Source organism: Paraperibacillus marinus (genome assembly GCF_046237605.1).
Classification (GTDB): domain Bacteria; phylum Bacillota; class Bacilli; order Bacillales; family DSM-1321; genus Paraperibacillus; species Paraperibacillus marinus.
The window spans coordinates 2,360,288-2,373,400 of the sequence record NZ_CP143542.1; the positions used below are offsets into that span (position 1 = coordinate 2,360,288).

10 protein-coding genes and 1 riboswitch are annotated in these 13,113 nt (G+C 47.3%); of the genes, 1 reads left to right on the forward strand and 9 read right to left on the reverse strand.

The annotated features are described in order from the left end of the window. Positions 1-30: 30 nt before the first annotated feature. The 7 genes from V1498_RS12040 to V1498_RS12070 form a co-directional block, all read right to left on the reverse strand. Complete coding sequence (locus V1498_RS12040) at positions 31-570, reverse strand: GNAT family N-acetyltransferase (protein ID WP_409293926.1); 540 nt, start codon at positions 568-570, stop codon at positions 31-33. After that, entirely contained in the window at positions 516-947 is a 432-nt protein-coding gene (locus V1498_RS12045) for an NUDIX hydrolase (protein ID WP_409293928.1), read from the reverse strand. Before V1498_RS12045 ends, V1498_RS12040 begins: the two co-directional genes overlap by 55 nt. Positions 948-1,272: 325 nt before the next feature. Continuing rightward, positions 1,273-2,415 (reverse strand): acyltransferase, encoded by a 1,143-nt coding sequence (locus V1498_RS12050; RefSeq protein WP_409293929.1) that lies wholly within the window; start codon positions 2,413-2,415, stop codon positions 1,273-1,275. A 382-nt stretch (positions 2,416-2,797) separates the two neighbouring features. Then, entirely contained in the window at positions 2,798-3,757 is a 960-nt protein-coding gene (cbiB, locus tag V1498_RS12055; RefSeq protein ID WP_409293931.1) for an adenosylcobinamide-phosphate synthase CbiB, read from the reverse strand. 8 nt (positions 3,758-3,765) lie between these two features. Continuing rightward, positions 3,766-4,461, reverse strand: coding sequence for an adenosylcobinamide amidohydrolase (locus V1498_RS12060; RefSeq protein ID WP_409293933.1), 696 nt, complete (start codon positions 4,459-4,461; stop codon positions 3,766-3,768). A gap of 4 nt (positions 4,462-4,465) precedes the next feature. Then, on the reverse strand, positions 4,466-5,557 hold the full coding sequence (cobD, locus tag V1498_RS12065; protein WP_409299262.1) for a threonine-phosphate decarboxylase CobD: 1,092 nt from the start codon (positions 5,555-5,557) through the stop codon (positions 4,466-4,468). Between the two features lie 4 nt (positions 5,558-5,561). After that, the gene (locus V1498_RS12070) at positions 5,562-7,085 is read right to left on the reverse strand and encodes a cobyric acid synthase (RefSeq protein ID WP_409293934.1); all 1,524 of its coding nucleotides are present in this window, start codon (positions 7,083-7,085) and stop codon (positions 5,562-5,564) included. A gap of 155 nt (positions 7,086-7,240) precedes the next feature. Then, positions 7,241-7,419: riboswitch (cobalamin riboswitch) on the reverse strand. A gap of 166 nt (positions 7,420-7,585) precedes the next feature. Between V1498_RS12070 and V1498_RS12075 the strand changes: the two genes are divergently transcribed. Then, positions 7,586-9,919 carry a glycerophosphodiester phosphodiesterase family protein gene (locus tag V1498_RS12075; protein ID WP_409293935.1) on the forward strand — a complete coding sequence of 778 codons (2,334 nt, stop codon included), beginning with the start codon at positions 7,586-7,588 and terminating at the stop codon, positions 9,917-9,919. 34 nt (positions 9,920-9,953) lie between these two features. Here the strand turns inward: V1498_RS12075 and V1498_RS12080 are convergent, their stop codons facing one another. Both V1498_RS12080 and V1498_RS12085 read right to left on the reverse strand, forming a co-directional pair. Then, positions 9,954-11,429, reverse strand: coding sequence for a glycoside hydrolase family 32 protein (locus tag V1498_RS12080; RefSeq protein ID WP_409293937.1), 1,476 nt, complete (start codon positions 11,427-11,429; stop codon positions 9,954-9,956). A 76-nt stretch (positions 11,430-11,505) separates the two neighbouring features. Continuing rightward, on the reverse strand, positions 11,506-13,113 hold the full coding sequence (locus tag V1498_RS12085) for an ABC transporter substrate-binding protein (protein ID WP_409293938.1): 1,608 nt from the start codon (positions 13,111-13,113) through the stop codon (positions 11,506-11,508).

The window sequence follows — 13,113 nt, forward strand, 5'->3', positions numbered from 1 at the left end:
CTATATTATGGACAAAGTTCCGCAGAGCCTTTATTCAAAGAGGTTTTTTTCAAGAACAATTTTATGTAATCCTTTTTCATTTGTATATGTACTAATAATGTTAAACCCGCTTTTTATATTTAAAATTAACATACCACGCCATTTATTCATGGTTTTTGTTTGAACAATACTATACCCCTGTTCCCTTAAATAGTGATGCTGCTTCTCCATTAATCTTGATGCTATTCCTTGTGTCCTATAGCTCGGATCCACTCCGCCTAACCAGCTATAAAACATATTATTATCTATAGCATAGCCAATTTTGTAACCAATAACTTTCTTCCCTTCCATTGCAGTTAAAACAACCAAACCAGGTTTGCTTAACATTTTGTTGATTAAATCATCGGAAGTTCCAAATACATCACTATGGAGTCTCAATAAATCCTCTATTATCTTTATATTAGCGTCAGAAATTGAGTGGTGGAAAAAATATTCATAATCCATTTTTTCAAATCGCTCCTGCAGAGTATTTTCGATTAAGTCAATCCCGGCAGCATTGCCCCCGCACGCCTGATGCTTTCCTTCGTCCATCCTGGAGCATTACCATTTTCCAGCACATCTTTTGTGCTCATCCAGTAAATCGCGCCAACTTCCTGGGGACTTTTCCTGAAAGCCTCTCCGCTATAATACTCACAAAGGAATACAGTATTTATCACCATGCTTCCATCATCAGCAGCAAATGATGAGCTGTACACATACTTTAGTTCATCCTTAATTTGAATTCCGACTTCTTCATGTATTTCCCGCTTTACAGTTTCCTCAAGGATTTCATAGGAAGTTCCTGCATCTTCGACTTTTCCCCCCACCAAAGAGAGCGTTCCGGCAGCATGGTCCTCCTCTGCACCTCGTTCAATGATCAGCCACTTGCCATCTTTATTTATCGCGCCTTCTACATTCACTATAAACATGTCTTCTCTCCTAATACATTTTGTGTTTGTTGATTTTAAAACCATTGTGGACAAGGAGGTTGGTTTACTCTCCAGGCACTCTCTTGGAGCGGGGCGGGCGGTGAGCCTAGTCGCACTTATGCGAAAGCCAAACATAAGACGAGTCAGCCAGGGGAAGTGCCCTTTCTTCCCCAGGCTGGCTCGTCTTATGACTCAAGTGTCGAAAGCCTTGCAGCCATCAGGAGTCTCGCACCTTCCGCTCCAATCAACCTATTATATGTAGTCGTCTTTACAACTTATAAACAACATCTCTCAGAAAAAAACTTTTGTTTTTGAAACACTTTATTTAAATAATCCCTCTCACCACCGGTATCTTCCTGATCAGCATACTAAACAGATAAGCGGCGGCAATGGTGAGAACCGATACAGCGAGGAACTTCAGGAAAGGCGTGATCGCCGTCCTGGCAAAACTATATTGAATGATGACAGCAATGGGCAGATGGAATATATAGACCCCAAAACTATTGTCTGCGAGCAGCTTTAGGAATGAATTGGTTTTGTTCCAAACACGTTTGAATAAATAAATGAGGCCAAAACCCAGTCCAAAGCATAGGAAAGTTTCATACAGGCTGTAGACTGCGCTGCTGACACCAGTGCCCCCTGGCGACCATGGAACCGCATTTGTAAAATAGCGGAGGGCTGCAAGGCAGATTCCAATTGTGAGCCAGACAGCCCCGGCCTTTTTATCCAATCGTTCAAACCAGTTATATTTGAAAGCGAGGATCCCCAGTAAAAAGAAAGAGGCGTATTGCGGAAGATGGGCGTATTCAACCTGGATAAAACCCAGCAGCCCTTCCCAGTGGTCGATCCCATACTGAATTCTTACGGTGTATGTGATGGCCGAAATCATAAGGGCAATAAGGACCAGCTTGCCATTGGTTAATCTGCTGAGATATTTCACCTCTGATTCCCTCTTCGTAAGCTTGCTGATCAGGGCATAAAGAATCGCATACACCAAAAGATGCTCAACGAACCAGAGGTGGCCGAACTGCATATCGGGAAATACCGGTCCGCTCCACTTCTCAGGCTGTCCTCCCAGACCGAAATACACGGAGGAATAATAGTGCAAAAATGAGATTGATTCATAGTCTCTAAAGTTTAAATAGTAGAAGTACATCAATAAGGGCATGATGACCAGAAAACCAAACAACAGAGGAATACCAAGCCTTATAAACCGGTCACGCAGAAAGGGTTTGACCCCTTTTTTCCTGAACGAGCCAGGCAGGAAGTAAGCAGAAATGAGGAAAAACAGGCTCATGAAAAAGCCTGCATTGATTGAAAAAAATCTCCCTAGATCCGTCTGCTTCTCTGAAATGAAATACCAAAAACCATTTGATCCGCCATAAGGCTGCCCCACATGATGGACAACCACCAAAAGAGTCAGCATAACCTTCAGATTATCCAGAAAATATAACCGTTCTTTCACCATAATCCCCACTCCCAGCCAACACTGTCTTTAGACCTATATTTATTATAAGTTCAGGGCTGGCAGTACTCAAGCAGATTTTGGTCAAAAATGGTAAACACATTTTAATCCAATCATTGATTCAGGAAACCAAGAACTGCCAGTGCTAAAAACCATGCAGGAAAGGAAATTTAGTCTGTATAGGCATACTCTTAAAAGCCTTGTACCATTTTTGCATGATAAGAAAAATTAGAAAAAACAAATAATGCCACTATGCTGACGATGAAGACTGCCCATGAGAAAGGCTTGCTGATTTAAGGGTCAAAAAAAAATTGGCTCCATAAAACAGCATAACTAATACTGTTTGATAAAAAATGTTTATGACAAATACTTCTCCAGCTGCCCTCTATAATAAACAGAAAAGAAGGAATAGGATGGGCAGGACAGCGGCGAATAGGAATGCTGTCCACTTCATGACCGCTATCGTTGTCAATATGTCCACAGCTTCAATGAACCGTTTCGGATCTCCCAGCCGGGACCGGTGAGACGGTTTGCCGAAATAATGGTTGGTGCCGCCGAGCTGGATATGAAGGGCACCGGCGACGGCACTTTCAGGAAAGCCGCTGTTCGGACTTGGATGAAGGCGGGCATCACGCTTCATGATCCTGGCTGCGTTTTTAGCATCCAGCTTTTTAAGGCGGAACACTGCCAGCATGATGATGGCTGTCAGTCTGGCTGGAATATAATTAAGCACATCATCGAGCCTTGCAGATGCCCAGCCAAGCTTTATGTATCTGTCATTTTTATAGCCGACCATGGAATCCAGGGTATTGACAGCCCTGTAAAACATGGCAAGCGGCGCTCCGCCGATAAAGGCGAAAAAAAGCGGAGAAATGATGGCATCGACGATATTTTCCGCCACCGTCTCGACCGCGCCCCTGGAGATTTCTGCTTCATCCAGATGGCCGGTATCCCGTCCGACAATCATGCCGAGATTTTTCCTTGCGGCCCGGATATCACCCCTTATGAGCGGGCGATATACTTCCATGCCTGCATCACCCAGACCCTTGACCGCGATTGTCGTCGAAATGATCCAGATTTCAGCGAAAACCGCAGCCCAGTAATAGAAGGCTCCCAGTACCTGAAGCAATCCATATACGGCCGCATAGCTGCCCCCTGCTATTACGAGCGGCAAAAAAACTCCGCCAATCTTCAGGTACTTCTCAGAAAAAAGACGCCGGATCCCCTGTTCCAGCCAGGTGATGCATTTTCCGATTAAAACAACAGGATGCGGCAGCGCTCTTGGATCACCTACCATCAAATCGGTGAGAAAAGCAGCAAAAACCAATATAGAACCTTGAAGCATAACAGCGCTCACCCTCCATTCCTCACTGCCTCACATACAGCATCGTACACAAGGCAGCCGATGCTGTTGCCGATCGAAGTTGCTGTCCCGGCATAAAGGTGGAGGGGCCAGATCTCAGCCTGGGAAGCCGCTATGACAACGGAATCAGTCGTGGTTCCAGTCGCCGCGGCATCGGTATCAATCAGGATATTCACATCCTGCATCGCAGCCGCCTTCGCCTCGGCTGCTGTCATGATGGCATTCACCATCGCCGGTTGTGTAAGACGGCCATCAATGAACAGGAAGGTGTTAATCGTTCCCGGCTGATAGGCAGGATAAGTTGGCCTCCTGATGCCGGCTCTTTCCCTGTTGCCGACTCCCGCTGTGACACAGCAGACTGCTTTGAATTGGTCCCCAGCTTCTTCCTGAATGGATGCCCAATGAATCCAGGCTGCCGTCTGCAGCCCGGCTGACTCTTCCAGCGGATACCCCCAGCTGTCGAGCTGCTGCTCCATGGCAAGGAATGGATCATTGCAATCAAAGTGTTTCGGCACCTGCCAGTTTACAAAATAATTCAGTTTCCGGAATCCTCCTCCGTATAAGGCGGAACTGACTGTTTCTAGCGTTTGCTCTGAGTGGAACAGGAGATGATCCTCCTTTTTCATCAGTGTCAGTTCCGGCCAGACCTTTGATAAATAGCGGCTTTCTTTCTTGAATGGCTGCACATTTTTACTCCTTACTCTTATAATCTGAACGTTCTTTTAACGCCGCCAGCAGTACTTCATTTTCCTCCCGGGTGCGGACAGCAATTCGGAAATGGCGGTCTGACAGGCCTGGATACATGGCACATGAGCGGATAAGGATTCCCCTGCCCCCTAGCTCCTGCTGCAATGCCGCGGAAGTCATCTCCCCTTCGATCCTGACAAGGAGGAAATTAGCTTCTCCGGGGTAAACAGTCCAGCCAAGATTCTCTCTTATGGACCGGGATAGTTTTCTGCGCTCCCTCTCGATTAAGGACAGCGTCCTATTTTCATATTCCTCTTCATCCAGGCAGACTTCTCCCGCAGCAAGCGCCAGGGCATTGACACTCCAGGTAACCTGCATGGCGCTGATTTTCGCTGCAAGATCCGCCCCGGCCACTGCATAGCCTAAGCGGAGTCCCGGAATGGCATAGAATTTCGTCATCGAACGGATCAGGATTACATGGGGGCAGCGGTCCAGCTCACTCAGCAGCGTATAACTTTCCATGCCGGGAAGAAAATCAATGAACGCTTCATCAATGACCAGATAGGTATGCGCCATTTCTGCCTCGGCTGCCAGTATCCGAAGTTCATCCTTTAAATAAAGAACACCGGTCGGGTTATTGGGCTGCCCGATAAAAACAAGATCGGTAATCATCATCAGCTTCAGCAGATCTTCAAGGTCCGGCTTGTAGGAACGGCTGCTCCTGCCATAGCAGGCAGCTACTTTTGCGCCGAACATGACAGCCAGCTTTTCATATTCCGAAAAGCATGGATAAACGACCCCCACCCTGGCCGGCTTTAGGGCCTGAAGAACCAGGGCCATGCATTCGGCTGCGCCATTCCCGGTCACAATCTGCGCGGGAGAAACACCAAGCCTCCGTGCAAGCTTTCCATTAAGCTTCCTTTTGGCGGGATCAGGGTAATGAATGATATCCGGAAGCCGATCTTTCAGGATTTTCATCAGACGGGGCGGCGGTCCGAGCGGATTGATATTCGCGCTGAAATCGATGGGGTCCTTGATCCCGAACAAATCGCGTGCGGTTTCAAGATCCCCGCCATGTCCGTATTGCTCAAGCATTCTCTCATTCATGCAGCGCAGCCCCTTTCCCGGAGAAATCCTTCATTGCCTGTTCGATTCCGTTAATATCCGTAAATTCCCTCACATGGGCGGCCAGGCGGTCAAAGGATTCTTCCTGAAGTACTTTGTATGAAATCCTGTTGATTACAGGCTCTAGACCTTTCCTTTCCCGCATTGAATTTAGCAGATCCCAGCGAAAGGAGTCATTATGGAAGATGCCATGGAAATAGGTACCCGCAGCCATCCCGTTATTGGTTATGAACCCGTCTAAACCGTCTTTCATTATGATCAGGGATTCGCCGTCCATTTCATGTTCGGTCACACCCATATGGATTTCATAGCCCTTTACCAGGTGGCTGCTGCCTCTAAATGACAAAGTCCCCTCACTGAGTACGGTCTTTTTCTCTCTAGCAAGAGAAGTCCCGATGGGTAAAATCCCCAGACCTCTTTCGTATGAAAAAGGTGATTCCACCGCATGCTCATCCGCTATTTCCCGGCCCAGCATCTGATATCCGCCGCAGATCCCAAACACCATGGAAGTGCCAGCTTTATAAAGGGAGGTGACCGCTTCCGCCAGGCCTCTTTCTTTCATATATCGCAGATCCTCGATCGTATTCTTGCTGCCGGGGAGCACGATTAAATCAGGACGGCCAAGCGCCGCAGCTGAATCCACATACCTCACACTGCAGTCCCCCTCCGCCATCAGCGGGTCAATGTCTGTGAAATTAGAGATTCTCGGGTACTGCAGGACCGCGATATCCAGTTCCCTGCCCCTTTCATTCCTCCCTTTATACTGGTTTAGAGCCAGTGAGTCCTCTGCATCTATATGGAGATCCTCCATATACGGAATCACGCCGAACACCTTTTTCCCCGTATATTCTTCAAACCAATCCAGCCCATCCTGAAGGAGGGAAACATCTCCCCGGAACTTATTGATGATAACACCGATGACTCTATCACGATCTTTTTCCTCCATGAGCTGAAGCGTCCCAACCAGGCTTGCGAATACGCCGCCCCTGTCGATATCTCCTATCAGGATCACAGGGGCGTCTGCCATCCGGGCTACCCGCATATTCACAAGCTCCCTGTCATTCAAATTGATTTCAGCAGGACTTCCGGCTCCCTCAATCACCAGCCGGTCAAAGCTCCCCGACAGCTCATCCAGCGATTCCCGGATCAGGGACAGCCCCCTGTCAAAGAACTCCTGCCTGTAGGCGCCAGCCTTCATATTTTTAAAAGGCTTCCCATGCACCACAATCTGTGATTCATACTCCCTGTTCGGCTTAATCAGAATGGGATTCATGAATGTATTTGCAGCAGTCCCCGCCGCCTCCGCCTGCACTCCCTGGGCCCTTCCGATTTCCTTACCATCTGCCGTAATATAAGAATTCAGCGCCATATTCTGAGATTTAAAAGGCGCCGTCCGGTACCCATCCTGGGCAAAAATCCGGCAGAAAGCCGCAGTGATCACACTTTTACCAACATCTGAACTTGTTCCCTGGAACATCAGCGGAAGGGCTTTTGGCATCGTTTCCACTCCTATCTATAAGTTCATATTTTTCAGCGGCTGCCCACAAAAAAACCGCCCCCTTAAACAAGGAGAGCAGTCATGAAAAGACGGGCTGTGCCTCAAATCTAGCACTTTTCGCATATACCGATTCATTTTCTCCATCCCCGAAGAAAAACCATTCACCCATGTAAGACAGGTCTCCTGGCTGGTGCTTCATCCTGATCAGGCCCTTCCCGTGCATTTTCACACAGTGGTCAGCCTGCTTCGTCCACACTTACAGTTGCGGGGGCAGCTTCCGGTTTTTACGAAATTCCCTATTAAGCCTTGCGGCGTCTTATTTGGCAGCTATTAAATTTTTTTACCATCACACATCATTTATAGTAGCGTATTCATACCTTCTTATCAAACTAATAATCAGACACTCAGATGTAATTATGGCTATATTAAACTATAAAATTAGTATAAAATGGAAACGAAAGTTATTTTTGTAAATATAAGGTTTTCATCTGGAGGTATTTATGTTCACACACAAGAAATTGAGCAGGATGGCGCCAATGCTGCTTGCATTATCCTTGTTCCTGGCCATGCCATCCTCTCCCGGCAGCTTTCAACTGGCATCTGCAGAAAGCGCCCCTTCTCTTATTCTTCAGGAGGATTTTAATTCACTGAAAGAAGGTACGCTCCCTAAAGGCTGGAAGGTTCTCCAGGGCAGGGCCTATACTGCGGATGGGAAATTAAGGCTGATATCTGAAAAAAGCTCGCAGCCAGCAAGGGTGCTGATGCCCCTTGGGGCGGACGGAGGAGACTTTGTATTCGAAGCCGAAATGACATTCAGGTCAGCGGCAGATCAGACAAGATGGGCATCACTTATGTACCGCATTCAAGGCGGGAATTATCCGTACTATCAATTTGCGGTCCGAAAAGGGACTTCCGCCCTGAACGGGACCGAATTTTCCATGCGGAACAACAAGAATAAATGGAGTGTTCCTGATACTGCCTTTTATAAGGAAAACGTTGAACCAGGCCGCCCTTACCGGCTGAAAATCATAGCAAGGAAAAACAGGGTCCAGCAATTCATCAATGATCAGCTTGTCATCGATACCGATGCCGGATCTGCCTTATCCACGGGAGATGCAGGCTTCCAGGCGGCGGGTGCAACGGTTGATTTTGATTCTGTACGGATATCCAAGTTTACAGGCAGCCTTCCCTCCCTTGAAGAGTCACGGGCCTTCCTACCACAGGAGCCATCAACCCATTTGATCAGCCCGCCGACACTCATAGCTGACACAGCCGGCCGGCTGAGCAGGGATCAGGCTTCCTCCGCCCTGCTGCGGGCAGAGCTTGCCGGCGGCAGGGCATCAGCGAATGGCCGTCCGCTTCAGGAGGTGCTCGCTCAATTAAAGAACAAAAGAATCCCTGTCATCCAGCTTGAGCAAAAAGAGCTGGAAGATAAAGTCATTGAAGAACTACTGGCATCCGGTACGAGGGATGTACATATTCTATCAAGCAATCCTGATATCATTAAAGACTTCTCTGCGAAGTTCCCTTCTGCCCGCGGAGGGATCCTCTACAGCCGCAGCACGATGAATGCATGGGCTGCAGCCGAGCTTGCAAGAACCGTGCATGCCAGTGCGGCGACAGTCGCAGTCGTTCCGCAGGAATTGATTACCCCGGACGTGGTTTACAGCCTGCACACAAAATCAGTGACAGTCTGGGGCCGCGGCGCAAATACTGAAGCGGAAGCCCACTCCCTCATCCACACAGGAGTGGACGGCATCATTACAGAAAAACCGGAAGTTTCCGCGGAAGCCATGGATGCATACCCGGAAAATACGATGGTCCAGCGCCCGATCGTCGCAGCCCACCGCGGCGTGCCGTCCAGGGCTCCTGAGAATACGATGGCAGGCTACCGTCTTGCCTATGAACTTGGCGCTGATATGATTGAAACAGACGTACAAAAGACAAAAGACGGCGAGCTGGTCCTCATCCATGACGATACCGTGAACCGCACCACCACAGGCACTGGAAATGTGAAAGACATGACCCTGAAGGAAATCAGGGAGCTTGACGCCGGAATCAGATACAACACCGATTATGCAGGAGAAAGAGTGCCGACCCTGAGCGAATTCCTTAGGGAATTCAAGGGGAAGCAGGTCATGCTGCTGCTTGAAATCAAACAGACGGGCATGGAGGAACAGCTTCTGCAGGAAATTGCCGATGAAAACATGCGTGATCAGGTTATCGTGCAGAGCTTCAGTCCGGAAAGTTTGACTGCCATTAACCGTCTGAGTCCGGAAACGCCTGCCGGTATGTTGTACACATCTGCCATTCCCAAGACTTCTACAGACAAATTAAAGTTTGCAAAAAAAATGATCGATTACAGCTCCACCTTCCATGTCACACTGAACGCAAGCTACGGAAGCCTTTATCCAGAGTTCATCCAATATATGCGGCAGCGCGGCATGCTCAGCATGCACTGGACCTTCCGTGCAGAAGAAGCTTTCAGCGAAAAGCTCAGCCAGGGGCTCCTTGTCCCAATAACCGATTATACCCAATGGCTGACCGGGGCACCGATCCGCCTGGAAACATCGGCGAAACCGCTCACCCTCAAGCAAGGGAAGTCAGCTGCCATAAATGTGCCGGCGCGTCTTAGCTACCGGAATGGCCAGAGCGAAAGCATAACGGCCCAGCTCTATGTAAAACCGGGAGAACAAAAAATACGGATCAGCGGCAATAATATAACCGCCATTTCACCAGGCAAAGTCCAGGTCTTCCTGAAGCACAGCTTTAACATGCTCGGGAAGGAATGGAATCTTGTGAGTGAGCCGTTTGAGGTGACGGTTACGGAATAGGAAGAAGCAGCGGGATTTACTCCGCTGCTTCTTCCTATTCCCATATGGATTTTAATTCACAAATACTCAATTCATGAACCACAGCATTTCCGCCTTCCGCAAACAATTCTATCCCAAGGGGCGGTCCTTCAGGGAAATATAAACTTGTGAATGCTGACTTCCCTTCATTGATGAACACCTCTATTGAAGAAGTATCGATAAATAGATGAAGAATCAATTTACCATTTACCAGATCTACTTGAGCATTTTGAACCGCTGCAAAAGATTCTGAAAAACTGCTGTCCCCTGCCTGTGTCCGGTCCAAAGAAAACTTTTTATCTTTTACATCATAGGTGGTAACCAGGCTCTCCCCTGTAGAGTGGATACATCTCATGCCGAATAGAAAAGCATCCATCGGTTCAAAGCACATCTTGATTTCCAGTAATCGGCTGTTAAGCCTAATATCGATTGGGCCGCCCTCTTCAATTATTAAATCTTTAAAAACTGCTTCATTTTTTCGGATTGTACTTATTTCAGAGACTGGCAGCTGCCGTAAACATAACCCATCTGATTCCCGGGTCAAGAAGAGTTCACGCGGCAGGGTCATGGCACTCCTCCACTCCCTGGTAGGCACCTGATTTGCATATCTCCAGTTGCTCATCCATCCGATATAAATTCGTCGTCCGTTTTCAACTGGTATATCGGACCAACTGACGCCTGCATAATTATCGCGTCCATTATCCAGCCATAGGGCCTTTTTTTGAGGACACTCACTGATAAAGTGCTTTCCATCAAAATCCCCAATAAAATATTGTGTTCTAGAACCTTCCTCAAAAGCTGGATGGTCCCCGATGCTTACGATCATGATCCATCTTTGATCTTTTTCGTCCCCATCCACCGGCAGCTGGAAAAGATCGGGGCATTCCCATACCCCATCATGTGACCCTTCCCCATTGCCAAATTCGCTGGCGAATTCCCATTCTCTTAGGTTGGTTGAAGTATAAATCCTGATTGACTGCCCAGCGGCAAGTACCATCACCCATTTCCTGCTAGACTCGAACCAGAATACTTTAGGGTCACGGTAGTCTGTAATTTCCTCGTTCGATAGAACAGGATTCCCCTTATATTTAGTCCAGGTCCTCCCGTTGTCCCTGCTATATGCCAGGCTTTGACGCTGTCTCGGTCTCTCAGAATCCGGGTAAGAATCTGCACTTGTATATATGGCGACCAATCCTGATTCACCGTTAAAAAAACCCGATGAATCATTCCAGTCTACCACAGCACTGCCTGAAAAAATCGCTCCATGCTCGTCTGGATATAAAGCTACAGGAAGCTGCTCCCAATGTATTAAGTCCCCGCTTACAGCATGGCCCCAGTGCATGGGTCCCCAGGTGGTCCCATGAGGGTGATATTGGTAAAACAAATGGTATTCCCCATTATAGAACACCATTCCATTAGGGTCATTCATCCACTTTTCTTTCGGTGAAAAATGAAACTGCGGTCTGTGTTTTTCTTGATAAAGCTTTGTCATAGCAAGCTTCCTTCCCGATTCTTTATACCCGGCTCAGGCTGTAAACCATAGCCTGAGGACCGGATATAAACGTCGCTTAATTTGTATTTCTATCATAGCCTTTTTGCTTTATATCAAGCCACTCCTGCAGACCCAGCCGGTTTAATTCCTTTTTATATTTCTCCCATTCCTTCTCGACTTTTCCGTTTTGGATCCACTCTGCCCTTTTTCTCATTACATAAGCAAACATATCGGTTTCGATTGCTGACAACCGGTCCAGTTCCTTAAGGGAGAAGAATACCCTGGGGTAAATATTTTCTGCTGTCATGGATGGCACCATAACATCCTTCAAAAGGCCAAGCCTCCATGCAGCATCATCTGGCTTCGTTGTGACTGTCCCATAATACTCATCCAGGATAGCCAGTGGTCCTCCTGTGTTCGTTTTTTGTCTCAATTCTACCGGAGCAGCGCCATCCAGGGGCAGATGCTTCAACTTTCCTGATGCATCCTTTTCAAAGATATTCTGCTGTTTTTTATCTCCATATGTACCCCAGTTATTCTGAACTGATTGCTGGGGTTCATACAGCTCGTCAATCCACTTGGCCGTAAGTTCCACATTTTTATTTGCACTCGTGATGACCATCCTTCCGCGGTCAAAGCCCATGCCATTTGTGCGGGCCACATTTACATGACCATCCGGGCCGGCAAGCGGACGCATGAGGTCATATTTATCATTCATACCTGTAATATTGGCTTTGTCCCAAGTGAAATAGAGCCCATAACGATTATCCTTGCCTTTGGCTATATACGTGTTCCAGTCCTGATCAAAAGATTCTACATCAATGAGCCCTTCTTTGTGGAGATCTGCGAGATATTTTATTCCTTCTTTATAGCCTTCATCTGATGCCGTAAAGGTCACTTTCCCTTCATTGGTCACCACGGTATGATCCCAGTTTTCGCCAAGACCGAACGAGCCGAATAAGAAAGCGAGGTCTTCACCGCCTGCTTTATTGATGAAGCTCATCGGTATTTCATCCGCCTTTCCGTTTCCGTTCGGATCCTTAGTCTTGAATGCAATCAGTACCTGCTTTAATTCTTCTGTAGTCTTAGGCATCTTTAAGCCTAATTTTTTCAGCCATTCAACATTAATCCAAGGAAAATCATCAACCGAATGGATACTCTCCTTGCCAGACCCCAGCTCCTCAATCCATGGGAATGAATAGATATGACCGTCCGGCGCAGTCATCATTTTTTTATATTCCGGGGCCTGCTCGAGCACTTTACTTAAATTGGGCATATGCTTATCAATCAGATCTTCGACAGGAATGATTGCTCCATCTTTAGCAAGTTTTAAAAGATCATAGTCCCCGTATCCTGCATCCATGATTGCATCTGGCAGATCACCGCTTGCCATAGCGAGGTTTCTTTTTTCAACGAATGAATCCGAGGTGTAGTTTTTCCATTTAATATGAACTCCCGTTTCTTTTTCGAGGCGTTTATAAATTAACTTGTTGTTTGGATCTTTAGGAGCAAGCGGCGAGCTTTGGGTCATGAATTTAAGGGTTACTTTTTCCTTTAAGGGAAATTTAACATTTTCCAGTTTATAATCAGCAGATGCCGCCTCACTTCCCCCGTTTTTACTGCAGCCTGAAGCTAAAAGCAGGACAGCAAGAGATGCTGCTGCGGCTTTGTTTAATTTTTTCAT

What these genes read in the sequence shown, in the direction of transcription:
- V1498_RS12075 (WP_409293935.1), top strand. Translation starts at nt 7,586, where the DNA reads ATGTTCACACACAAGAAATTGAGCAGGATGGCGCCAATGCTGCTTGCA.
- V1498_RS12040 (WP_409293926.1), bottom strand. Translation starts at nt 570, where the DNA reads ATGGACGAAGGAAAGCATCAGGCGTGCGGGGGCAATGCTGCCGGGATT.
- cbiB (WP_409293931.1), bottom strand. Translation starts at nt 3,757, where the DNA reads ATGCTTCAAGGTTCTATATTGGTTTTTGCTGCTTTTCTCACCGATTTG.
- V1498_RS12085 (WP_409293938.1), bottom strand. Translation starts at nt 13,113, where the DNA reads ATGAAAAAATTAAACAAAGCCGCAGCAGCATCTCTTGCTGTCCTGCTT.
- V1498_RS12070 (WP_409293934.1), bottom strand. Translation starts at nt 7,085, where the DNA reads ATGCCAAAAGCCCTTCCGCTGATGTTCCAGGGAACAAGTTCAGATGTT.
- V1498_RS12050 (WP_409293929.1), bottom strand. Translation starts at nt 2,415, where the DNA reads ATGGTGAAAGAACGGTTATATTTTCTGGATAATCTGAAGGTTATGCTG.
- cobD (WP_409299262.1), bottom strand. Translation starts at nt 5,557, where the DNA reads ATGCTTGAGCAATACGGACATGGCGGGGATCTTGAAACCGCACGCGAT.
- V1498_RS12045 (WP_409293928.1), bottom strand. Translation starts at nt 947, where the DNA reads ATGTTTATAGTGAATGTAGAAGGCGCGATAAATAAAGATGGCAAGTGG.
- V1498_RS12080 (WP_409293937.1), bottom strand. Translation starts at nt 11,429, where the DNA reads ATGACAAAGCTTTATCAAGAAAAACACAGACCGCAGTTTCATTTTTCA.